This window comes from Methylobacterium sp. JK268 (genome assembly GCF_054052225.1).
In genome coordinates this window covers 34,577-57,487 of the sequence record NZ_JBSVZN010000041.1, presented here as the reverse complement: position 1 = coordinate 57,487, position 22,911 = coordinate 34,577, and the positions used below count along the sequence as shown (strand labels likewise).

Here is a 22,911-nt window from a genome sequence, read left to right as displayed (position 1 = left end):
GGCCTACTCCGCCGCCGCCAGCGCCGGGCGGGCGGCGAGCCGCGCCCGGAAGGCCGGGATCAGCTCCCGCCCGTACTGCACCGCGTCCTCCAGCGGGTCGAAGCCGCGGATCAGGAAGGTGGTGACGCCGAGGTCGTGGTAGGCGAGGAGCGCCTCCGCCACCTGGTCGGGCGTGCCGACGAGGGCGGTGGTGTTGCCCTGCGCGCCCGTCGCGGCCGCGATGGCGGTGTAGAGCCGCCCGTCGAGGCGGTCCCCCTGCGCGGCGGCGGCGAGCAGGCGGCGCGCGCCCTCGTTCGGCGGGGTCGGCGGCGCGCCGAGACCCCTGGCGGCGCGCAGGGCGAGCGTGCGGGCGAGGATCGCCTCGGCCCGCGCCCAGGCCTTCTCCTCGGTGTCGGCGAGGATCGGGCGGACCGAGAGGCTGAAGCGGACGTGACGCTCCCGGCGGTGGCGGAGCGCCGCGGCGCGCACCCGCGTCACCGTCTCCAGCACCTGCGCCCGGGTCTCGCCCCAGAGCGCGTAGATGTCCGCGTGCTTGCCCGCCACCGCCAGCGCCGCGTCCGAGGCGCCGCCGAAATAGACCGGCGGGTGGGGCCGCTGCACCGGCTTCACCGCCGAGAAACCCTGGGCGATCCGGTAGTGGCGCCCCGCGTAGTCGAAGGGCGCCTCCGCGGTCCAGGCCGCCTTCACCACATCGAGATACTCGGCCGTGCGGGCGTAGCGCTCGTCCTTGGTGAGGTGGTCGCCGTCCTGGGCGAGTTCGACGTCGCTGCCGCCCGTGATGATGTGCACGCCGACCCGGCCGCCGGTGAGGTGGTCGAGGGTGGCGAATTGCCGGGCCGCCACCGTCGGCGCCGTGAAGCCCGGCCGGTGGGCGATCATCAGGCCGAGCCGCTCGGTGGCGTGGGCGATCTCCCCGGCGAGCAGCAGGCTGTCCGGCGAGGTCGCGTGGAAGGCCACCAGCACGCGGTCGAAGCCGCCGTATTCGTGCGCCTGGGCGAGCGCCCGCAGGTAGGCGCGGTCCACGACCGGTCCCTCGGCCGGATGCGTCTCGGAGCCGTACTGGGGCGCCACGAAGCCGATGAAGTCGACGCGCTCGCTCATGCGGGGGATCTCCCGGGTTCGGACGTGAGGGCGGCGAGGGCCCGGCGGCCGGCATTCATCCGCACGGCGTCGCCCTGGGGCGTGTGGATGCGCGCGCAGAGGACGTCGCGCAGGTGCCGCTCCAGCGGGTTGCGGCGGGCGAGGCCGGGATTGCCCGTGAGCTCCACCGCGCGCTGGACCACCGCGACGGCGTTCTCGGTCACCGTCACCTTGACGTGGCCGCCCTCCTCGGCGGGCGGGGCCGCGCCGGCATCGACGTCCCGGGCCAGGGAGGCGATGAGCCGCGCGTTGACGGCGAGCAGCCGCTCGTTCTCGCCCGCCGCCTCCTGGAAGCGCGGCAGGCTCGCCAGCGGCGCGCCGAGATTGGCGGGGCTGCGGGCCGCGAGGTGGTGCAGGAGCCAGGTCTGGGCCGCCCGCGCGACGCCGTCGTAGAGGGCGGCGATCAGGGCCGCGCTCCAGGCCAGGGTGACGGGATCGGGCGCGGCCCAGCCGGCGGGCACGCGCAGGTCCACCGCGTGGTCGAGGGGCAGGGCGACCTCCTCGAACACCACGTCGTGGCTGCCGCTCGCCCGCAGGCCGAGGGGGTCCCAGGTCTCCTCGATCCGCACCCCCGGCGCGCGCATCGGCACGAGGACGATCCCGACCCGCGGGTCGGCCTCGTCGGTGCGGGCGAAGACCGCCCCCCAGGCGAGGGCCGGCGCGCCGGTCGCGTAGATCTTGCGGCCGGTGAGCCGCCAGCCCTCGCCGTCGCGCCGCAGCAGCGTCGCGGGCAGGCCGCCGCGGGCCGGGGTGCCGAGTTCCGGCTCGACCCGCAGGGCGTTGATCAGGGCGCCGTCCTCCACCGCCTCGCGCTGCAGCCGCCGCGCGAGGCCGGCCGGCCAGGCCGCCCGGGCGATCTGCGCGTGCTGGAGCCACTGCATCGCCAGGACCAGGGCCGTGGCGGCGTCGCCCGCGGCGAGCGTTCCGATCAGGCGGCTCGCCTGCCCGAGCCCGGCGCCGCCCCCGCCGCGATGCCGCGGCACCGTCAGACCGAGGAAACCCGCTGCGCGCAGGGCCGCGACGTTCTCGTGCGGGAAGCTGCCCTCCCGGTCGTGCCGCTCCGCCCGCGCGGCGAAATCCGCCGCGAGGTCCCGCGCGGTGGCGAGAACCCGCTCCGCGTCGCGGGGATCGGGCGGCGGGCCACCGCCCCGCCGCAGGTCCAGAACGACTCCCGACATCGCGATGACACGCTCCGGCGCCCGGTGCCCGCACCGGACCGATCAGGATGGGGATCGGGCCGCCGAGATCGACGGTCCACGCGCCGACGCCCGAGCCCTGTACCGTTGATGATGACGGATATGATCGAGTTTTACTCTCCCCCGTCAAGAAGAAACTTGATTTAAGGATCGGTGTTTGCTTGGTGAATTCTGCTGTCGCGGGGCGGGCGCAGGAGAAGGCGCGTCCCGGCGGCGGACGATTTTCGCCTCCGCCCCGCCCCCCGGCCCTTGCCGCGGGGGCTCCCGGGGGAATGTCCCGATCCGTGAGGATGAGGAACGCATGACGACCGGGACCGAACCCGCGCCGGACTGGCGCCGCCGCCTGCGAGGCTTGCGCTCGCCCACCGCGCTCCTCGTGGGGCTCCTCCTCGCGGTCAGCCTCGCGGCGGCGGGCCTGAACACCGCGATGGGCAGCCGCGCCAAGGCCGAGGCGGTGCGGCTCAACGGCGTGGTGGCGCAGGGCGAGCGCGTGCTCTCGACCCTCAAGGACCTGGAGACGGGCCTGCGCGGCTACATCCTGACCGGCGAGGAGAGCTACCTCGACCCCTACACCACGGCCATCGCCCGGCTCGACGCCGAACTCGGCCGGCTCGACGGCTTCGACCACGACCGCGAGGCGCGCGAGCGCCGCCGCGCCCTCGTGGCGCAGGAGCGGGACTTCGCCGCCCGCGCGGTCGCGGCCCGCCGCGAGCAGGGCGCCGAGGCGGCGATGGCGATGGTGCGCAGCGGGGAGGGCAAGCGCGCCATGGATGCCCTGCGCGCGCTGACGGCCCGCAGCCAGGACGGGGCGATGGCGGCTTTGGAGCGCTCCGCCGCCGCCGAGCGCGTCCGCGGGCCGCTCCTGCAGGTGCTGGCGCTCGCCGCCGCCCTCGGGGCGGTGGGGCTCGTCGCGCGGCTCGCGGTCCGGCGGCGGCGGGAGGGGCGGCGCATGGAGGCGCTCCTCACGGGCGTGCTGGAGAACGCGCCGGTCGGCCTCGGCTTCCTCGACCGCGACCTCAACATCCGCCACATGAACCGGGCGCTGGAGAGCATGAGCGAGCGCGGCCTCGGCACCGATATCGGCGCGCCGATCTGGGCGCTGCTGCCCTCGCTGGAGGACGCCCTGGCGCCCAAGCTCGCCGCGGCCCGCGATGCCGGGCTCGTCACCGCCAACGTGGAGGTCGGGGTGCCGACGCCGAGCGCGCCGGGCAGCGTGCGCACCTTCCAGATGAGCTTCTTCCCGCTGCGCCGCGACGTCGACGAGCGGACGGGGCAGGCTGAGGGCGTCGGCCTCGTGATGGCGGACGTCACCCTGCGCAAGCTCTCGGAGACCCGCACCCGGGAGAGCGAGGAGCGCTTCCGCTCCCTCACCGAGGCCACCTCGGCGATCGTCTGGCGCACGACGGCCGAGGGGACCTTCGGGCAGGTCACGTCGGAGTGGACGCGCTTCACCGGCCAGACCCCCGAGGAGGCGGCGGGGTTCGGCTTCCTGGCGGCGATCCACCCGGAGGACCGCGACGCCACGCGGACCGCCTGGGAACGCGCCGTGGCGACCCGCGAACTCTACGCGGTCGAGCACCGGCTGCGCCGCCACGACGGCATCTACCGCCACATGGAGGTGCGGGCCGTCCCGATCCTGGAGAGCGACGGGGGGCTGCGCGAATGGGTCGGCGCGCATACCGACATCACCGCCCGCAAGGAGGCGGAATTCGCCCTCGAGGCCGCCCGCGAGGCCGCCGAGGAGGCGAACCGCGCCAAGAGCCAGTTCCTCGCCAACATGAGCCACGAGCTGCGCACGCCGCTCTCGGCGGTGATCGGCTATTCCGAGATGCTGCAGGAGGAGATGGAGGATATCGGGGCGGACGCCCTCCTGCCGGACATGCGCAAGATCGAGGCGAATGCCCGCCACCTGCTCGGGCTGATCAACGACGTGCTCGACCTCTCGAAGATCGAGGCCGAGCGGATGGAGATCTTCTCCGAGGATTTCGACGTCGCCGCGACCGTGCGGGACGTCGCCGCCACGGTGGGCTCGCTGGTCGCCAAGAAGGACAACCACCTGGAGATCCGCCTGGCCGAGGGGCTGGGCGGGGCGCACACGGACGTCACCAAGCTGCGCCAGTGCCTGATCAATCTCCTGAGCAACGCCGCGAAGTTCACCGAAGGGGGCACCATCGTGCTCGCGGCCGAGCGCCTGGGCGGCGAGGGCGGCGACCGCCTGCGCTTCCGGGTCTCCGACACCGGCATCGGCATGAGCGCCGAGCAGGTGGGCAAGCTGTTCGAGCGCTTCACGCAGGCCGATGCCTCGACGACCCGCCGCTTCGGCGGCACCGGGCTCGGCCTCGCCATCACCCGGGCCTTCGTGCAGATGCTGGGCGGCGCGATCACGGTCGAGAGCCGCGAGGGGGAGGGCACCACCTTCGCGATCGAGGTGCCGGCCCGCTTCCGGCCGGAGGAGGAGGCGGCGGAGGCGCCCGCCGCGCCGGCTCCGGAGGCCCCCGCCGCCGGCGGGCCGGACGACCTCGTGCTCGTCATCGATGACGATGCGGCGACCCGCGACCTCCTCGCCCGCTTCCTGCAGCGGGACGGGTTCCGGGTGGTGGCGGCGTCGGACGGGCGCGAGGGGCTGGAACAGGCGCGGGTGCTCCGTCCCCGGGTGATCCTCCTCGACGTGACCATGCCGCGCATGGATGGCTGGGCGGTGCTGCGGGCCCTGCGGGCGGATCCGGAGCTCGGCGCGACGCCGGTGATCATGGTGACGGTGCTCGACGAGCAGAACCTCGCCTTCTCGCTGGGGGCGACCGACTACCTGCACAAGCCCGTGGCCTGGACGCAGCTCAAGGAGGCGATGGAGCGGTTCCGGCCGGCGATCCACGAGGGGCCGGTGCTGGTGGTGGACGACGACCCGGACGTGCGCGAGCGCCTCACCGCGCTCCTCACCCGGGAGGGCTGGCGGGCGAGTTCGGCGGCGAACGGCCGGGCGGGCCTCGACGCGGTGGCGTTGCGCAAGCCGGGGCTGATCCTCCTCGACCTGATGATGCCGGAACTCGACGGGTTCGGCTTCCTGCGCGACCTGCGCGCGCGGCCGGAGTGGCGCGACATCCCGGTCGTGGTGCTCACCGCCAAGGACGTGACGGCGGAGGACCGGCGGCGCCTCGCGGGCCAGGCCGACCGCGTGCTGCAGAAGGGGGGCTTGAGCATGGCCGACCTCGCCACGACGGTGCGCTCGCTGATGGTGGCGGCGTGAGGGCGGGGAGGTAGGACGCGCGGTGGGGCGAACCCTCCCCCCTCTGCGGGGGAGGGTTGGCGGCGGCGCTCCGTCTCCCCCCTTCGGGGGACCTTTCGCAGCGCACGAACGTTGAGGCACCTGGCGGACCTTGGCGGCTTTAGGAGCGCGCCGCCGCCGGTGCGGAGCTGAGACCATCCATGGGTGACGGGGTGAAGGCCAACGGGAGCGCGGGTCCGTCGGTCCTGAAACGGGCGCGCATCCGCGAGGGACGGCCGCATCCGCGCGGGGCGACCTGGGACGGGCTCGGCGTGAACTTCGCGCTGTTCTCCGCCCACGCCACCAAGGTGGAGCTCTGCCTGTTCGACGAGGCGGGGGAGGCGGAGGTCGAGCGCATCCCGCTGCCCGAATACACGAACGAGGTCTGGCACGGCTACCTGCCGGACGCCCGCCCCGGCACCGTCTACGGCTACCGCGTCCACGGCCCCTACGCCCCCGAGGAGGGCCACCGCTTCAACCCCAACAAGCTCCTGATCGACCCCTACGCCAAGGCGCTGGTCGGCTCGATCGACTGGAACCCCGCCCTGTTCGGCTACAAGCTCGAGAGCGGGGACGACCTCACCTTCGACGAGCGCGACAGCGCGCCCTTCACCCGCCGCTCGCGGGTGATCGATCCCGCCTTCACCTGGGGCCGCCACGCCAAGCCGGACGTGCCCTGGGACAAGACGATCGTGTACGAGACCCACGTCAAGGGCTTCACCAAACGCCACCCGGGCGTGCCCGAGCGCCTGCGCGGCACCTATGCGGGCCTCGCCCAGCCCGCCGTGCTCGACTACATCCGCAGCCTCGGCGTCACCTCGGTGGAGCTGCTGCCGATCCACGCCTTCGTGCAGGACGATTACCTGCGCCAGAAGGACCTGTGGAACTACTGGGGCTACAACACGATCTCGTTCTTCGCGCCCGCACGCCGCTACGCCGCGGTGCCGGACTTCGCCTTCTCCGAGTTCAAGGAGATGGTGGCGCGTTTCCACGGCGCCGGCCTCGAGGTGATCCTCGACGTCGTCTACAACCACACCGCCGAGGGCAACGAGCGCGGGCCGACCCTGTCCTTCAAGGGCATCGACAACGCCTCCTACTACCGGCTGCTGCCCGACCAGAAGCGCTACTACATCAACGACACCGGGACCGGGAACACCTTCAACCTGTCGCATCCGCGGGTGCTCCAGCTCGTCACCGATTCCCTGCGCTACTGGGCGACGGAGATGCAGGTCGACGGCTTCCGCTTCGACCTTGCGACCATCCTCGGCCGCGAGCCCTACGGCTTCGACGAGGGCGGCGGCTTCCTCGACACCTGCCTGCAGGACCCGGTGCTCAATTCCGTGAAGCTCATCGCCGAGCCCTGGGATTGCGGGCCGGGCGGCTACCAGGTCGGCGGCTTCCCGCCCGGCTGGGCCGAGTGGAACGACCGCTTCCGCGACGACGTGCGCGGCTTCTGGCGCGGCGACGACGGCCAGTTGCCCGACCTCGCCGCCCGGCTCACCGGCTCGGCCGACAAGTTCGACAAGCGCGGGCGCCGGCCCTGGGCCTCGGTGAACTTCCTCACCGCCCATGACGGCTTCACGCTCGCCGACACGGTCTCCTACAACGACAAGCACAACGAGGCGAACGGCGAGGACAACCGCGACGGCCACTCGCACAATCTCTCGTCCAATTACGGCGTCGAGGGCCCGACCGACGATCCCGAGATCCGCTCGGTGCGCTTCCGGCAGATGCGCAACATGCTGGCGACCCTGTTCCTGTCGCGCGGCACCCCGATGCTGCTCGCCGGCGACGAGTTCGCCCGCACCCAGAAGGGCAACAACAACGCCTATTGCCAAGACAATGAGATCTCCTGGGTCGACTGGGAGGGGATCGGGGAGGAGGAGCGCGACCTCGCCGAGTTCACCCAGCGCCTGATCCTCCTGCGCAACGCCCTGCCGATCCTCAGCCGCGGGCGGTTCCTCACCGGCCGCTACGACGAGGAGCTCGGCATCAAGGACGTGGCGTGGCTCACGCCCGCGGGCGAGGAGATGACGCCCGAGCACTGGAGCGACGGCCACGCGCGCTCGCTCGCCGTGCTCCTCGACGGGCGCGCCCAGGAGACGGGCCTCAAGCAGCAGGGCTCCGAGGCGACGCTGCTGCTCCTCATCAACGCCTATCACGACGTGGTCCGCTTCACCCTGCCGAAGACCGCGGGCGGCCAGGAATGGGTGCGCCTGATCGACACCAACCTGCCCGAGAGCCAGGAGGCCGCCGCCTTCGCGGCCGGCGCCGATTACGACGTCACCGGGCGCTCGCTGCTGGCCCTGGTGCTGCGGCCCGACCCGGCGGAGGCGAACGAGGGCGTCGAGCGCTCCTTCACCCACGTGATGCAGGCCTTCGAGCGGGCGAGCGCCGAGCACGTGGTGTTCGGGGAGGCGCTGGAGGGGTGAGCGCCCCAACCCTCCCCCCTCTGCGGGGGAGGGTGGCCTGCGGAGCAGGCCGGGAGAGGGGTCGGCGCGACGCTCTTCCAGGGAGCGCCCGTCAGAACGCTTCAGGATTATTCGGCGCCGTGGTTCCCCTCTCCCGCCCGGCTCCGCCGGGCACCCTCCCCCGCAGAGGGGGGAGGGTGAGGCGCGGACAGTCTTCCCCTGGACAAGTTCGCCCGTCATACAAACCGAAACCCGGGCCGGACATGGCCGTAGTAGGACATGGCCGTAGTATGATTGCACAAGTCCGCCGGACGGAGACCACCCCGTGACCAGGATCCTGCTCGTCGAGGACCATGAGGAGATCTGGGACTTCCTGTCCCGGCGCCTGACCCGGCGCGGCTACGAGGTGGTGATGGCCCATGACGGGGATGCCGGCGTGCAGCAGGCCCGCGCCGCCCGTCCGGACGTGATCCTGCTCGACATGAACCTGCCGGTCCTCGACGGCTGGTCGGTGGCCCGGACCCTCAAGGCGAGCGCGGACACGAAGGCGATCCCGATCATCGCCCTCACCGCCCACGCCATGTCGGGGGACCGCGAGAAGGCGCTGCAGGCGGGCTGCGACGACTACCACCCCAAGCCCATCGACTTCGCCAAGCTCCTCGGCCAGATCGGCGCGGCGTTGGGCGGTCCCGCCGAAGGGGGCACGACCTCCGGCGGCCCCGCCAGCGGCGGCGTGGCCGGCCCGTGAGCGAGGATCCGGTCACCGCCCGGCGGCTGCGGCTCGCCCTGCCGGTCTTCGTCGGTCTCGCCGTGGTGCTCGGCGTGCTAGCCCTCACCGCCCTGCTGGTGCTCGGCCGCGACATCCTGGTGCCGCTGATCCTGGCGATCCTGCTGAGCTTCGTGCTGGTGCCGGCCGTGCGGGCCCTGCGGCGCCTGCGCGTGCCGCGGGTGGCCGCCGTGCTCCTCGTGGTCGTGCTGACCTTCGGGGCGCTCGGGGCGGTGGGGAGCCTCCTCGTCGGCGAGGCGAGCCAGCTCGCCGCCGACCTGCCGCGCTACTCGCTCACCATGCGCGACAAGATCAAGACGCTGCAGAGCGCCACGGCGGGCGGGGGCGCGATCTCGCGGCTCCTCGACATGGCCTCCGATCTCAGCCGCGAATTGCAGCCCCCGGAGGCGCCCGCCGGCCCGGCGGAGGCGCCGCGCGGGGCGCCGATGCGCGTCGAGGTGGTGGAGGCGCGCGCCAGCCTGCTGGCGACGCTCGGCACCTACGCGGCGCCGGTGCTGCACCCGCTCGCGACGACCGGGCTGATCCTGCTCTTCACGGTCTTCATCCTCCTGCAGCGGGAGGACCTGCGCAACCGGGCGATCCGGCTCGCCGGCTCGGGCGACCTCCTGCGCACCACGGCGGCGATCGACGACGCCACCGCCCGGCTCACCCGCTTCTTCCTGGCCCAGGCCGGCCTCAACGTGGCCTTCGGCCTCGTGATCGGCCTCGGCCTCTGGGTGATCGGCGTGCCGAGCCCGGTGCTGTTCGGGGTCATCGCCGGCATCCTGCGCTTCGTGCCCTATATCGGCGCGGCGATCGGCGCCCTGCTGCCCCTGGTGCTCGCCGCCGCGGTCGATCCCGGCTGGACCATGGTGCTCGCCACCGCCGCCCTGTTCCTGGTGGTCGAGCCGATCGCCGGCCACGTGGTCGAGCCGCTGCTCTACGGGCACTCGACCGGCCTCTCGCCGGTGGCGGTGCTGCTCGCCGCGACCGTCTGGACCTTCCTGTGGGGGCCGGTCGGCCTCGTCCTCGCCACGCCGCTCACCGTCTGCCTCGTGGTGCTCGGACGGCACGTGCAGCGGCTGGCCTTCCTGGACGTGCTCCTGGGCGACCAGCCCGCGCTCGCCCCCGCGGAGATCTTCTACCAGCGCATGCTCGCCAACGATCCCGGCGAGGCGATCGACCAGGGACGGCAGTTCCTCAAGGCCCGCCCGCTCGTGACCTACTACGACGAGGTGGTGATGAGGGCGCTCCTCCTCGCCGAGGAGGATTTCGCCCGCGGCACCCTGGAGCGATCCCGCCAGGACCAGGTCGGCGAGGCCTTCCGCACCGTGGTGGCCCGGCTCGGGGAGGCGCGGGCGAGCGTCTGGCGGCGGGCGCTGGGCCGCGAGGCCGCCGCCGCGGTGGCGGCGGTGGGGCCGGACCCGCGGGCGGCGCGCACGGTTCTCGATCCCGACGCGCTCAGCCCCCGCTTCCGCGGCGCCAGCCCGGTGCTCTGCGTGTCGAGCGGAGGCGCGTTCGACCTCGCCACCACGGCGATGCTGAGCCAGATCCTCGCGCGGCACGGCCTCGCCAACCGGGTGACGACCCTGCGCGAGCTGCGCGAGCGGCCCGCGGAGGCGCCCGTCCCGGAGGGGATCGGCCTCGTCTGCTACTCCTACCTCCACCCGGTGAGCCTGTCGCAGATCCGGTTCGTGGTGCGCCAGACCCGCCGGCTCCTCCCGGGCGTCGCGGTGCTGGTCGGGTTCTGGGGCGAGCGCGACCCGGCGAGCCTCGCGCGGCTGCGCCGAGCGGTCGGGGCGGACGACCTCGTGACCTCGCTCGGCGACGCCCTCGACGTCGCGCTCACCCGCGCCCGCGCGGCTTCGCGGCTGCCCCGGGCGGAGCTGCCCTCGCCTGAAGCCGCGATGGCGCGGGCGTGAGCGGGCCGTCCCCCGAGGCGGCCTCGGGCGGGCCGTCCCTCGAGACGACCCCGGGCGGGCCGTCCCTCGAGACGGCCCGCCGCGACCTCGTCGAGGTGGACCTCTCCGGGGCCGACCTGTCGCGGGCGCCGCTGGCCGGGGCGCTGGCGCGGTCGGCCCGCTTCGACCGGGCGCGGATCGAGGAGGCGGACCTGACCGGGGCGGACCTGAGCGGGGCGAGCTTCCGGGAGGTGGCCGGGGGCCAGGTCCATCTCAGCGGGGCGATGATGGAGGATGCCTGCTTCGCGGGCGCCATGCTGCGCTTCGCCCGCCTCGACCGGGGGCTCCTCGACGGGGCCGATTTCACCGGCGCCGATCTCTGGGGCGCGGATTTCACCGACGCGGACGCGGATTTCACCCGGTTCCGGGGCGCGCGGCTCGACGAGGCCCGGCTCGTCAACGTCAACCTCACGCATGCGGATTTCGAGGGGGCGAGCCTCAAGAAGGCGTCGCTCGCCGGCTCCCGCCTGTCGGGCGCGAATTTCACGGGCGCCGCCCTCGACGGGGCGGACCTCTCCGGGGCCGATTTCTCCGACGCGCAGCTCGTGCGCCTCAACCTGATGTCCTGCCGCCTGCGCCACGCGCGCTTCGCGCAGGCCTGGCTCGACGGCACGCGCCTCACGGTGGAGCAGCTCGGCGGCGCGGTCGGCGAGGAGGTCGCGGGCGCGTACGAGGCGGCGGCCGCCAGCTACCTCGCCCTGGAACGCAACCAGCGCAGCATCGGCGACCGCGACGGGGCGAGCTGGGCCTTCAAGCGCGCCCGCCGCATGGGCCGGCACCGGGCGGGCGAACTGACCCTGGAGGCGTGGCGGACGGGGCGCTGGCGCGACGTCCTGCGCTGCGGCTACGGCTGGGCGGCCGACCGCTTCGTGGAGTGGCTCTGCGATTACGGCGAGAGCCTGTCGCGGATCATGCGCGCCTTCGCCTTGAGCATCCTGCTCTTCGCCGGCCTGTTCGGGCTCACCGGCGGCCTGCTGCAGGAGGGCGGGGCCGGCGCGCCGACCTACAACCCCCTCGACCTCCTGAGCTACAGCGCCCTCAACATGATGACCGCCAACCAGCCGGAACTCGGCCTCAAGCCGGTCGGGCGGATCACCAACATCCTGGTGGGCACCGAGGGGGCGCTCGGCATCATCCTGCTCGGCCTGTTCGGCTACGTGCTCGGGAACCGGCTGCAGCGCTGAAGTGGCGGTCCCCCGGGCGGAAGCCTATTGTCCCGTCGCATGACCCGTCCCGTCGCCATGACCGAAGCGGCGCCCGCCTCCCTCTCCGACGAGCAGGTCGCCCTGATCGCGCGCGCCCTGGCGGAGCCGCGCCGCTACGACATCCTCCGTCAGATTGGCAGAAGCGGCGAATCGCTGCCCTGCAGCGTCCTGCACGACACCTTGCGCGTCAGCGCCCCGACGATCTCGCACCACATCCGGGAGCTGGAGGCCGCGGGCCTCATCGAGATCCGCCGGGAGGGACGCTCCGCCACCCTGATCCTGCGGCGCGAGATCCTGCGCGCCTACCTGCTGCGGCTGGCCGCCATCTGATCCCCGCCCATGTGCGCTGGCGCACATCCGATACTTCGATGGATATCTAACTGTCGCGGCGAGGGGTGCGGCAGGAGATCGTCACATGGGCAAGCTGCAGGGCAAGGTCGCGATCGTGACCGGGGCGTCGAAGGGCATCGGGGCCGGCATCGCGCGGGCGCTGGCCGCGGAGGGGGCGGCGGTGGCCGTGGCCTACGCGTCGAGCCGGGACGGGGCGGAAAGGGTCGTGCAGGAGATCGCCCGGCAGGGCGGCCGGGCCGTCGCGGTGCGGGCCGACGTGGCCAAGGCCGGCGACGTCCAGGGGCTGTTCGCCGCGACCGAGGAGGCCTTCGGGCGCCCCGACATCCTGGTGAACAATGCCGGGATCTACCGGTTCGATCCGATCGAGGCCGTTTCCGAGCAGAACTACCGCGAGCAGTTCGACACCAACGTGCTCGGGCTCCTCCTGGTGACGCAGGAGGCCGTGCGGCGGTTCGGGTCGGACGGGGGCACGGTCATCAACATCAGCTCGGCGGGCACCCGGATGAACCTGCCCTCGACCGTGGTCTACACGGCCACGAAGGCGGCGGTGGATTCGATCACCCGCACCCTCGCCCGGGAACTCGGTCCACGCGGGATCCGCGTGAACGCCATCTCGCCGGGGCCGGTCGAGACCGAGGGCCTCCACACGCTGGGGCTGATCGGCACCGACATGGAGCGCGGCATGATCGCGAACACGCCGCTCGGGCGCATGGGCCAGCCCGCCGATATCGGGCCCGTGGCGGTCTTCCTCGCCTCGGCGGAATCCGGCTGGGTCACGGGCGAGGTGATCACGGCATCGGGCGGCCTGGGCTGATCCTCCGCGCGATCGAAGCGGGGAATCGCCTCGCAACCAGGGCGCTTCCGTTCGAGCGCCCCTTTTCCTGACGGCTGACGCGAGAGTGGAGGGAGATCGGGAATCCGCACGGGATTCTGCCGCGAAGCGGTTCGGCCTTCGGCAACCGTGTTGCGAGGCAACCGCTTCGCGGCGCCGCGCGCCGCAACGAACACGGTCCCTGAACGTTGTCAGGCACTTCCCGTCACCGTTAGCCCGCGCCGAGCCCGCGCCGAGGATGACCATGTCCGCGATCCAGCCCGAGACGACCTCGCACCCGCGCACCCACCTCGACCTCTACGATCGCGACGAGGTTCAGGCCCTCGCCCGCGACCTCGGCGTCACCGAGGACGAACTCAAGGAGGCCGTGCGGGTGTTCGGCCGCCGGATCAGCACCCTGCGGGGCTGCGTCGGACGGAAAGCCCCCATGCGCTGACCGGCCATCCGGGTCCCGGAGATGGTCATCGCGGCCAGAACGTGCGACAACGCCGCGATGACCAACGACAATCTGCACCCCTTCACGATCGAAGTGTCGCCGCTCTCCAAGCCCACGGGCCATTTCGGCTGGGCGATCCGCAAGCACGGCAAGCTGCTGGAGCGGTCCGACCGTCCTCACGAATCCGAGACCAAGGCCTATGCCCGCGCGCTCGCCGCGGTGGAGCGGGCGGCCCATCCGGGGTCGGGCGCGCGGCGCTGACCCGACCCGGCGGCGCGGTGTCCGTGGCGGCCGGCGGCCGCTACGCCTCCGCGGCGCCGCCCGGCGGTTCCGCGTCCAGCAGGCCGGGGAACCGCTCCTGCACGGGCTCGGCCACGTCCCACCACGCGTGCAATCCCAGCGGCCCGGAGGCCCGGCCCAGCGCGGGTTCCAGGGCGCGCAGCCTGTCCGCCACCGCCTCCCGGCCGAGGGGCGGGTCCTGCAGCAGTAGCGCGTAGAGTTCCACGCATTCCGACGTCAATTCGCGCACGACGCCGCGCATCGCGGCGGCCCACTCGGCCGCGTGCGTGGGTTGGCTCGGATCGGACATCGGCGGCCTCGCGCGTCAGAGGGGGCTCCTCCGGGCGCACCCGGACCGGTCCCCGGCAACGCCCCGGCGCCGGATCCCGTTGCGCCCGCCGCCGCCGCGCGCGCGCGCGCCGCGCGGGGCCTCACGGCGCGGCGGACGATCCCGACGGCGTGGCGAACCACAGCACGTGCCGGTGGCCGCTGCGGCCCTTCGCGTGCACCCGGACCTCCTCGACTGCGAATCCCGCCTGCCGCAGCCGCGCCGTGAAGGCGCGGTCCGGCGCGTCCGACCACACGCCGAGCAGGCCGCCGGGCCGCAGCGCCGCGCGCGCCCGCGCCAGGCCGCCGGCGTCGTAGAGGCGGTCGTTCTCGCGCCGCGTCAGGCCGTCGGGGCCGTTGTCGACGTCGAGCAGGATGGCGTCGTAGCGCGCCCCGCCCTCGGCGATGACCCGGTGCACGTCCTCCTCCCGCAGGACGACGCGGGGATCCTCCAGGCTTCCCTCGAACAGGTGGGCGAGGGGCCCGCGGGCCCAGGCCACGACGGCCGGCACGAGCTCCGCCACCACGACCCGGGCCTCCGGCCCGAGGCCGGCGAGGGCCGCGCGCAGCGTGAAGCCCATGCCGAGGCCGCCGATCAGAAGCGCGGGTCTCGGGCGGTTCCGCAGGCGGGCGCAGGCGTGGCTGGCCAGCGCGACCTCGGACTGGGAGGCGCGGCTGCTCATCAGCTCGACCGTCCCGACCCGGATCGTGAACTCGTCGCCCCGCCGCATCAGGCGCATCGCGTCCCGCTCGCCGGGGATGGCGGCCGTGTCGAGTTCAATCCACGGGATCACGGGCGGCGCGCTCTGGCGGGGAAGGGAGGGGGACGACCGCTCGGATCGGTGCCGCGGGGGCCGGGCCCGCGCCGCTCACGGCGCGAGGGCTGGAGCGGGTGAAGGGAATCGAACCCTCGTATTCAGCTTGGAAGGCTGCTGCTCTACCATTGAGCTACACCCGCGCTGGCGCCGCGATAGCACGGCGCCCGGCCGATGAGAAGCCGTCAGGCGGGTCCGTGCGGCGCCGGCGGGGAGGGCGGCGCCAGCCGCGCGGTGATCCCGGCGGCCAGCGCGTGATAGAGGCCCTCCGGGCAGACCCATTTCGAGGCCGCGTCGGCGAGCACCGCGGCGATCATCAGCGGGATCACCAGGGCGTGGGCCTCGGTCATCTCGGAGACGATGACGAAGGAGGTGATCGGCGCCTGCAGCACGCCGGCCAGGTAGGCCACCATGCCGACGAGGACGAGGGCGCCGAGCGGCGCCCCGGGAAAGAACCCCGCGAGCTGCGCCCCCAGGCCCGCCCCCACCGCCAGCGAGGGCGCGAACAGGCCCCCCGGGATGCCGCTGATCGACGACAGGGTGGTGGCCAGGAACTTCGCCGGGCCGAACCACGGCGCCGGCTCCGCCGTGCCGTGGAGCAGCGCCTTCGCCTCCTCGTAGCCCGTGCCGTGGACGTGGCCCCCGGTGGCGAGGCCGAGCAGCGCCACGCCGAGCCCGCACAGCATCGCGAAGCCGACCGGGTGGCGGCGCATCAGGGCGCCCGGCCGCCCCGGCAGGCCGCGGGAGACCGTGATCACGATCCGGCTGAACAGCCCGCCGCACAGGCCCCCTGCGACCCCGAACAGCGGCACCGCCAGCCAGGCCGTGGGGACGGTCAGCGTCTCGGCGGTGGTGCCGAAATACGCGTAGTTGCCGAGGAGGCCGAGGGAGGTCAGGCCCGCGGCGATCACCGTGCCGAGGACGAGCCCGCTCGTCTTCGACTCGAACGAGCGGCTGAGCTCCTCGATCCCGAACACGATCCCGGCGAGCGGGGTGTTGAAGGCCGCCGCGACCCCGGCGGCGCCGCCCGCGAGCAGCAGGCCGCGCTGGTGCTCGGGCGAGCGCCGCCCCGCCGCCGCCATGATGGCGGCCCCCACCTGCACGGTCGGCCCCTCGCGCCCCGTGGAGGCGCCGCACAGGAGGCCGAGCGTCATCACGACGATCTTGCCGAGGGCGACCCGCAGGGAGACGAGGCCCGCCCGGCGCTCCGGATCGGCGATCTGACGGGCGGCGATCACCTGCGGGATGCCGCTGCCCTCCGAATTCGGGAACACCGTCCGGGCGAGCAGCACCGCGAGGCCGAAGCCGAGCGGCGTCACCGCCAGGGCGAGGCTTGGCGAGAGGGCCAGCATGGCGCGCAGGGCCGCCTGCGCGGCGTCGGCGAGCTGGGCCATCAGCACCGCGGCGCCCCCGACGCAGAGGCCGCCGACCACGAACAGGCCGCGCCGCGTGCCGGGATCGACGATCCGGCGGCGCAACCCGCCCGAGACCCGCCGCCACGATCCGGTCCGCCGCCTCATCGCCCCGATCCCGCCATCTGCCGTCCTGTCCGGGATCGCCCCGCCGGGATCGACCCGCCAGGCTCTACCCGCGGAGGCCACCTTGGAGGATGGGACCGGGGATGCGAAGCTCATCCGGCCGCGGGCGTCGCATGCCCTGTGCGCAGCTGTCGGGGAGGATGCGATGCGGGTGCTGGTGGTCGGGGCGGGTGCGACGGGCGGCTATTTCGGGGCGCGGCTCGCCGAGGTCGGGCGGGACGTGACCTTCCTGGTGCGGCCGGCCCGCGCCGCGCGGCTCGCCGCGCGGGGCCTGGTGGTGAGGAGCCCGGTCCGCGACGTGCACGTGGCCTCTCCCGCCACCGTGACGGCCGAGGCGATCCCCGGTCCCTTCGACCTCGTCCTCCTGAGCTGCAAGGCCTACGACCTCGACGGTGCCCTGGAGGCGGTGGCGCCCGCGGTCGGGCCCGACACCGCGATCCTGCCGGTCCTCAACGGCATGGCCCATCTCGACGCCCTCGACGCCCGATTCGGACCGCAGAGGGTGCTCGGCGGCGCCTGCGCCATCGCGGCGACGCTCGACGCCGAGGGCGAGATCGTCCAGATGAGCGACCTTCACAGCCTGACCTTCGGCGAGCGGGACGGGTCGCGCTCGGCCCGCGTCGAGCGCATCGCGCGGCTCATGGAGGGCGCCACCTTCACGGCCCGGTTGAGCGAGCGGATGCTCCTCGACATGTGGGAGAAGTGGGTGTTCCTGGCGACGCTGGCGGGCGGGACCTGCCTGATGCGCGGGGCCGTGGGCGACATCGTGGGCGCGCCCGGCGGGCGGGCGCTGATGCTCGGCCTCCTCGACGAGTGCCGGCGGATCGCCGCGGGGGCGGGTTTCCCGCCGCGGGAGACGTTCCTGGAGACGAGCCGCGCCACCCTGACCGCCGAGACCTCGACCTTCACGGCCTCGATGCTGCGCGACATCGAGAAGGGCGCCGCGATCGAGGCCGACCACATCGTGGGCGACCTGCTGCGGCGCGGGCGCTCCGCCGCGCCCGAGGCGGATTTCCCGCATCTCGACGCGGTGCTCACCCACCTCAAGACCTACGAGCGCCGCCGCGCCCGCGAGGCGGCGCGGACGTGAGCGCCGCCGCGGTCGCCCTTGCCCGCCGCGGTGGCTTGCCGCGGGAGGCATCCGTTCTCAGCGCCGCGGCGTTACGGTGCGGAACCGGATCTGGGAGAGCCCGATGATCGAGAGCGAGATCCTCGTGGAGGCCGCGAGCCCGCCGCCGCGCTGCTCGCAGGTGGTGCTGTCGGATTTCGCACAGTTCTTCGAGGAGCAGCGCCGCAAGCGCGAGGGGACCGGGGCACCCGCCCCGGCGCCCGCCCCGGCGGACCCGCTGAGCGCCGAGGATCTGCGCCGCATCGCGCTCCTGAAGGGCATCGCCGCCGAGGTGCTGGCGGCGGCCGCGGCCCAGCTCGCCCCCGTTGGCGTGCTCGTCGAGCGCGGGCCCGCCCTGCGCGGGCGGCCGGATTTCGAGCACGCCTACACGCAGTTCATGCTCATCAACCGGCAGAACGGCCGCGCCTCGCCGGTCTACGTGATGAGCATCACGGATGCGGGCTACTTCCTGGCGAGCGCCTGCGACCCGCTGCTCGACCACGACCTCGCGGACCGGCAGGTCACCCACGGCGCGGCGAGCGACCTCACCTGCGAGATCGTCGCCCGGGTGGTGAAGGACGCGATCCTGCACGTGGTGTGAGCCGGCTCAACGACCCCTTGACCCGGCCCCCCGAACGGGCGCAGCATGCTCCCGTCCGCAGTCGACGAGAGGAGGTCAGCGATGAACGCTCAGGGCCGTCAACCTCAAGCGACCCGCACCGCCGACGGGGGCGAGGACACGCCGCCGGACCAGGTCCGACAGGGATAGTGGCTCCAGGGCGGTCCAGCCCGGCGCGGCGCCGAGACGGCATCCGAACCGCGCCGACCCTCACAACCGAACCCTGGGGCGTGGCCCCTGCCTCCCAAGGCCCGTCGGTCGCTACCGGCGGGTCTTCTCGCGTCGGGACGTGGCGCTGACGGGATCCCGCGCGGCCCGCCCGGCGTTCGCCCGCATGACCCTCCAGGCTTCGCTCCTCCCGACCACCCGGCTCTGGCAGCCGCGGCGGGTGCTCGTGACCCCCGCCGCCCTCGACCACGCCCACGGCCGGCGCATGGTGGCGCGGCTCGATGCGCTGGGCCTCCCGGTCGAGCGCCTGCGGTCCAACCGCCTGACCGGCCTCGGCGGCGGCGATCCGCGGCGGGCCTACCGGGCGGCGAAGGAGACCCTGGCGATCGTCGTCGCGCCCCCGACGAAGCTCCGCCTGCAGCCGATCCCGCCGAGCGCCGACTGGCGGCTCGACCTCGCGGAGGGCTGCCCGGCCCATTGCCAGTACTGCTACCTCGCGGGCTCGCTGCAGGGCCCGCCGGTGACGCGCGCCTACGCCAATCTCGACGAGATCCTCGCGGGGCTGCCGGACTACGCGGGGACGGGCCGCGTGACCTCGGCGAGCGGGGAGCGGGCGGGCGAGGGGACCACCTTCGAGGCCTCCTGCTACACCGATCCCCTGGCGATCGAGCACCTGACCGGCTCGCTCACGGAAACGATCCGCCATTTCGGCGCCTGGGACGCGCCCGTGCAGCTGCGCCTCACCACGAAATTCGCCGCGGTGGAGCCCCTGCTCGGCCTCGATCACGCTGGGCGCACCCGCGTCCGCCTGTCGCTCAACGCCGCGCCGGCGGCGCGCTACGAGGGCGGCACCGACCCCCTTCCGGCCCGCCTCGGGGCGCTGCGGGCGCTCGCCCTCGCCGGCTACCCGGTCGGCCTGACCCTGGCGCCGATCCTGCCGGTCGCCGGCTGGCGGGAAGCCTACGACGCGCTCCTCGCCGCCGTCGCCGCCGCGCTCGCGGGCGTGCCGGACCTCGACCTGACGGCGGAATGCATCACCCACCGCTTCACGCCCGGCTCCAAGACCGTGCTGGAGGGCTGGTATCCGGGCTCGGACCTTCCGATGCGGGAGGAGGAGCGCAGCCGCAAGCTCACGAAGTTCGGCTCCGTGAAGTACGTCTTCCCGAAGGACGCGATGGCGGAGATGCGCGCCCACATCACCGCACGCCTCGCCGCGCGGCTGCCCGCGGCGCGCCTCCTCTACTGGACGTGAAACGCCCCCTCCGGCGGCGGCGCGTCCCGCCCTATAACCGACCGATGACCCGCCTCGCCCTCTGCCTCGTCCTCGCTGCCCTCTCGGCCGGTCCCGCCCGCGCCCAGGGCAGCCTCGTGACGAACCCCTTCGCGTCGAACCTGCCCTCGGTCCCGATCCGGCCCGCGCCGGCCCCCGAGGCCGCGCTGTTCCCGCGGGCGATCGCGCCGGCCTACGCGGACCGCTCGCCCGGGACGGCCCGCCGCCTCACCTGCCTCGACCGGTACCGGGCCAACAAGGCCGCCGGAGAGGGCAATGGCGGCCTGCCCTGGACGCGGCGGGGCGGGGGCTACTACGCGGAATGCAACCGCCGCCTCGGCGGCTGACCCTCCGGACGGACCCGAGCCATGCGCGACCTCCACGGCGTCTTTCCCTACCTCGTCTCGCCGGTCGACGCGGAGGGCCGGGTGATGCGCCCGGTCCTGGCCGAGCTCGTGGACCACCTGATCCGGGCCGGGGTGCACGGGCTCACGCCGCTCGGCTCGACGGGCGAGTTCGCCTACCTCACCCGCGACCAGAAGCTCGCCGTGGTCGAGACCGTGGTGGCCGCCGCCGCCGGCCGCGTGCCGGTGATCGCGGGCGTCGCCGCCACCACCATTGCGGAGGCGGTGTCGCTCGCCCGCGCCGTCATGGCGCTGGGGGCGGACGGCGTCATGGCGACGCTCGAAGCCTACTTCCCCGTCCCGGACGAGGGCATCGAGGCCTATTTCACCGCCGTCGCGGCGGCGGTCGACGGGCCGGTCGTGCTCTACACCAACCCGCACTTCCAGCGCGCCGACCTGTCGCTGCCGCTGATCCGGCGGCTCTCGCGGGTCGAGAACATCCGCTACATCAAGGATGCCTCGACCAATACCGGGCGGCTGCTCTCGATCCTCACCGAGACCGAGGGGCGGATGCGGGTCTTCTCCGCCTCCTCGCACATCCCGGCCTGCGTGATGCTGATCGGCGGCGTCGGCTGGATGGCGGGACCGGCCTGCCTCGTGCCGCGCGCGAGCGTCGCCCTCTACGAGCGGGCGCGGGCGGGCGACTGGGCGGGTGCCATGGCGCTCCAGCGCGATCTCTGGGCGGTGAACCAGGCCTTCGCCCGCCACAACCTCGCGGCCTGCGTCAAGGCCGGGCTGGCGCTCCAGGGCTTCCCGGTGGGCGATCCCCTCCCGCCCCAGGCGCCGCTCGACGCGGCGGCCCGGGAGGACCTCGCCCGCATCCTGACGGCGGCCGGGGCGCTGGCCTGACGCCTCAGCGGGGCTCGACCGGGAGGGCCTTCGCGAAGCGCTTGAGCAGCCGCTCGCGCTTGAGCCGAGACAGGCGCTCGATCCAGAAGATCCCGTCGAGCTGGTCGATCTCGTGCTGCAGGCAGGCGGCGAGGAAGCCCTCGGCCTCGACCTCCCGCTCCGCGCCGTCGAGGTCCTGGAAGGCGACCCGGACCCGGGCCGGGCGCTCCACCGCCTCGACGAGGCCCGGCATCGCCACGCTGCCCTCCGGGTGGCGGGCGGTCTCCGGCGAGGCCCAGGCGAGGCGGGGATTGACGTAGGTCGCGAGCGGCGCCCCCGGCGTGAGGCGGATCACCGTGAGGCGCACCATCGCCCCGGCATGCGGGCCGGCGAGCCCGATCGCCCCGTGCGTATCGAGGGTCTCGGCGAGGTCGGCCGCGAACGCCGCGACGGCCGGATCGGGCAGGGCGGCGGGGGCGACCGCCCGGCGCAGGCGCGCGTCGGGGAAGCGCAGGAGGGGCAGGAGGGCCACGGGGCGCGCCTCACCGCGTGCGCAGCTCGGCAGGCCAGAGTCCGGCCCGCTCGATGCCGACGACGAGCAGCACCACCGCGACGGTCACCAGGGCGATCACCAGCAGGCGCCGCCCCGGCACGCCGCGGCTGATCAGCACCAGGATCAGGAGCAGCGAGACGACGGAGACGGCGACGGTCATGGCGGTCCTCGGGTCCGGGCGCCCGCGTTGACACCCTGCACGCCCTCCCTCTACGACGAAAGCCCGTCGCGGACAGCCCCGTCCGCCGCCGCCCGCCCGCCCGTATGCCGCTGCGACGCCTCTCGAAACCGGTCGGACAGGTCGTCCTGCGCGCCGAGGATCCGGCCATTCGGGTCGCGCGGGACGTCGCCTACCTGCCCTATCGGCCGGGGGCCGAGGGGGCCTGGGGCCTGTTCGACCGGCACCGCCGCCCGGTCCCGGATTCCTACGATTTCCGTCAGGATCCCACCCGCCCCTCGGACCACGTCGCGGCCTGGCCCTCCGATGTCGGGGCGGTGACGCGGCCGGCACCCGCCGCGCGCTACCTCTATGCCGGGACCTTCGCGCTCCATTACGGGCACTTCCTGATCAACACGCTGCCGCGCCTCTGGCCGCTGCTCGCCGGCGGGGAGGTGCCGCCGATCCTGTGCCACGGGCCGGGCACCCCCGAGGACTGGGCCCGGTTCGGCACCCTGGTCGAGATCCTGCGGCGCCTGGGACTGACCGTCCACGACATCCGCACCTTCGACGAGCCCGTCCTGCTGCGGGAGCTGGTCGTGCCGGCGAGCAGCCTGCAGGAGGAGACCTTCGTCCACGCCGCGTTCGGGCGCCTCTGCGACCACGTCGCGCGGGGCCTCTACGGGGCCGACGAGGTCGGCCGCGAGGACCGCCCCGTCTACCTCTCCAAGGCCCGCCTGACGGGCGGGGTGCGGCGCTTCGTCAACGAGGAGGCGCTGACCGAGCGGCTCGCGCGGGGTGGCGTGGACATCGTCTATCCGGAGGAGCTGGACTTCGCCGGGCAGGTGCGGCTCTTCGCGACCCGCCGCACGATCATCGGCTCGCTCGGCTCCGCCCTGCACACGGCGGCCTTCGCGCCGGCCGGGCGGCGGCTCATCATCGTCTGCCCGACCGACCATTACAGCGCGACCTTCGCGCTGATCGACGCGCTGAAGGGCCATCGCGCCCACTACTACTACCCGGTGGGAACCTCGTTCGAAGCCTTCCGGTCCGGCTTCCACCTGGATTTCACCCTCCGGGATCCGGAGGGCGTGGCGGAGGCGATCCTGCGCCGGCTGGAGCACGGGGAGGATCTGGAGCGCTACGACTACACCCGCGACCCGCTCAACTGGCACCTCTCGCCGACGATCCCGCCGCTCCCGGCCGCGCCGGGCCGCGCCGCGCGCCTGGGCCGGTGGTGGAGGGAGGTGGCGCGGCGCCCCGCCCCACCCGCCTGAGCCGGGAT

22 protein-coding genes and 1 tRNA gene are annotated in these 22,911 nt (G+C 74.0%); 15 read left to right on the top strand and 8 right to left on the bottom strand.

The window, feature by feature from the left end:
- Positions 1–3 precede the first annotated feature (3 nt).
- Positions 4–1,101 (bottom strand): LLM class flavin-dependent oxidoreductase, encoded by a 1,098-nt coding sequence (locus tag ACW9J6_RS30865; protein WP_457120143.1) that lies wholly within the window; start codon positions 1,099–1,101, stop codon positions 4–6.
- Positions 1,098–2,318, bottom strand: a complete 1,221-nt coding sequence (locus tag ACW9J6_RS30860) for an acyl-CoA dehydrogenase family protein (protein WP_457120142.1) — start codon at positions 2,316–2,318, stop codon at positions 1,098–1,100. The genes ACW9J6_RS30865 and ACW9J6_RS30860 overlap by 4 nt, the downstream gene beginning before the upstream one ends.
- A gap of 319 nt (positions 2,319–2,637) precedes the next feature.
- Here ACW9J6_RS30860 and ACW9J6_RS30855 point away from each other — a divergent pair, with 319 nt between their 5' ends.
- The 9 genes from ACW9J6_RS30855 (at position 2,638) to ACW9J6_RS30815 (ending at position 13,821) form a co-directional block, all read left to right on the top strand.
- Positions 2,638–5,580, top strand: a complete 2,943-nt coding sequence (locus tag ACW9J6_RS30855) for a response regulator (protein ID WP_457120141.1) — start codon at positions 2,638–2,640, stop codon at positions 5,578–5,580.
- Positions 5,581–5,759: 179 nt separating this feature from the next.
- Entirely contained in the window at positions 5,760–8,030 is a 2,271-nt protein-coding gene (gene glgX, locus ACW9J6_RS30850) for a glycogen debranching protein GlgX (protein WP_457120140.1), read from the top strand.
- Positions 8,031–8,334: 304 nt separating this feature from the next.
- On the top strand, positions 8,335–8,757 hold the full coding sequence (locus ACW9J6_RS30845) for a response regulator (protein ID WP_457120139.1): 423 nt from the start codon (positions 8,335–8,337) through the stop codon (positions 8,755–8,757).
- Positions 8,754–10,697, top strand: coding sequence for an AI-2E family transporter (locus ACW9J6_RS30840; RefSeq protein ID WP_457120138.1), 1,944 nt, complete (start codon positions 8,754–8,756; stop codon positions 10,695–10,697). The genes ACW9J6_RS30845 and ACW9J6_RS30840 overlap by 4 nt, the downstream gene beginning before the upstream one ends.
- Entirely contained in the window at positions 10,694–11,920 is a 1,227-nt protein-coding gene (locus ACW9J6_RS30835) for a pentapeptide repeat-containing protein (protein WP_457120137.1), read from the top strand. The genes ACW9J6_RS30840 and ACW9J6_RS30835 overlap by 4 nt, the downstream gene beginning before the upstream one ends.
- A 39-nt stretch (positions 11,921–11,959) precedes the next feature.
- Positions 11,960–12,271: an ArsR/SmtB family transcription factor gene (locus ACW9J6_RS30830; protein ID WP_457120136.1), complete on the top strand. Its 312-nt coding sequence runs from the start codon at positions 11,960–11,962 to the stop codon at positions 12,269–12,271.
- An 85-nt stretch (positions 12,272–12,356) separates the two neighbouring features.
- Positions 12,357–13,106, top strand: coding sequence for an SDR family NAD(P)-dependent oxidoreductase (locus tag ACW9J6_RS30825; protein WP_457120135.1), 750 nt, complete (start codon positions 12,357–12,359; stop codon positions 13,104–13,106).
- A 262-nt stretch (positions 13,107–13,368) separates the two neighbouring features.
- Positions 13,369–13,560 (top strand): DUF3606 domain-containing protein, encoded by a 192-nt coding sequence (locus ACW9J6_RS30820; protein ID WP_457120134.1) that lies wholly within the window; start codon positions 13,369–13,371, stop codon positions 13,558–13,560.
- A 57-nt stretch (positions 13,561–13,617) separates the two neighbouring features.
- Positions 13,618–13,821: a hypothetical protein gene (locus tag ACW9J6_RS30815; RefSeq protein ID WP_457120133.1), complete on the top strand. Its 204-nt coding sequence runs from the start codon at positions 13,618–13,620 to the stop codon at positions 13,819–13,821.
- Positions 13,822–13,861: 40 nt separating this feature from the next.
- Here the strand turns inward: ACW9J6_RS30815 and ACW9J6_RS30810 are convergent, their stop codons facing one another.
- From ACW9J6_RS30810 to ACW9J6_RS30795, 4 genes are all read right to left on the bottom strand, one after another.
- Positions 13,862–14,149, bottom strand: coding sequence for a hypothetical protein (locus ACW9J6_RS30810; protein WP_457120132.1), 288 nt, complete (start codon positions 14,147–14,149; stop codon positions 13,862–13,864).
- A gap of 121 nt (positions 14,150–14,270) precedes the next feature.
- Positions 14,271–14,960, bottom strand: coding sequence for a hypothetical protein (locus tag ACW9J6_RS30805; protein WP_457120131.1), 690 nt, complete (start codon positions 14,958–14,960; stop codon positions 14,271–14,273).
- Between the two features lie 90 nt (positions 14,961–15,050).
- Positions 15,051–15,124 (bottom strand) — tRNA-Gly (locus ACW9J6_RS30800).
- Between the two features lie 42 nt (positions 15,125–15,166).
- Positions 15,167–16,501: a chloride channel protein gene (locus tag ACW9J6_RS30795; RefSeq protein ID WP_457120130.1), complete on the bottom strand. Its 1,335-nt coding sequence runs from the start codon at positions 16,499–16,501 to the stop codon at positions 15,167–15,169.
- 163 nt (positions 16,502–16,664) lie between these two features.
- Here ACW9J6_RS30795 and panE point away from each other — a divergent pair, with 163 nt between their 5' ends.
- The 5 genes from panE to ACW9J6_RS30770 all read left to right on the top strand — a co-directional run bounded on the left by panE (position 16,665) and on the right by ACW9J6_RS30770 (position 20,937).
- Complete coding sequence (gene panE, locus ACW9J6_RS30790) at positions 16,665–17,609, top strand: 2-dehydropantoate 2-reductase (protein ID WP_457120129.1); 945 nt, start codon at positions 16,665–16,667, stop codon at positions 17,607–17,609.
- 103 nt (positions 17,610–17,712) lie between these two features.
- A complete protein-coding gene (locus ACW9J6_RS30785) occupies positions 17,713–18,228 on the top strand; it encodes a hypothetical protein (RefSeq protein WP_457120128.1) in 516 nt (171 codons plus the stop codon).
- A gap of 352 nt (positions 18,229–18,580) precedes the next feature.
- Entirely contained in the window at positions 18,581–19,666 is a 1,086-nt protein-coding gene (locus ACW9J6_RS30780; protein ID WP_457120127.1) for a spore photoproduct lyase family protein, read from the top strand.
- 44 nt (positions 19,667–19,710) lie between these two features.
- Positions 19,711–20,031, top strand: coding sequence for a hypothetical protein (locus ACW9J6_RS30775; RefSeq protein ID WP_457120126.1), 321 nt, complete (start codon positions 19,711–19,713; stop codon positions 20,029–20,031).
- 21 nt (positions 20,032–20,052) lie between these two features.
- Entirely contained in the window at positions 20,053–20,937 is an 885-nt protein-coding gene (locus tag ACW9J6_RS30770; RefSeq protein WP_457120125.1) for a dihydrodipicolinate synthase family protein, read from the top strand.
- A 4-nt stretch (positions 20,938–20,941) separates the two neighbouring features.
- Here the strand turns inward: ACW9J6_RS30770 and ACW9J6_RS30765 are convergent, their stop codons facing one another.
- Complete coding sequence (locus tag ACW9J6_RS30765; protein ID WP_457120124.1) at positions 20,942–21,448, bottom strand: peptide deformylase; 507 nt, start codon at positions 21,446–21,448, stop codon at positions 20,942–20,944.
- Between the two features lie 10 nt (positions 21,449–21,458).
- Positions 21,459–21,629 (bottom strand): hypothetical protein, encoded by a 171-nt coding sequence (locus ACW9J6_RS30760; RefSeq protein WP_457120123.1) that lies wholly within the window; start codon positions 21,627–21,629, stop codon positions 21,459–21,461.
- A gap of 104 nt (positions 21,630–21,733) precedes the next feature.
- Between ACW9J6_RS30760 and ACW9J6_RS30755 the strand changes: the two genes are divergently transcribed.
- Positions 21,734–22,903 carry a glycosyltransferase family 61 protein gene (locus ACW9J6_RS30755; RefSeq protein WP_457120122.1) on the top strand — a complete coding sequence of 390 codons (1,170 nt, stop codon included), beginning with the start codon at positions 21,734–21,736 and terminating at the stop codon, positions 22,901–22,903.
- Positions 22,904–22,911 lie beyond the last annotated feature (8 nt).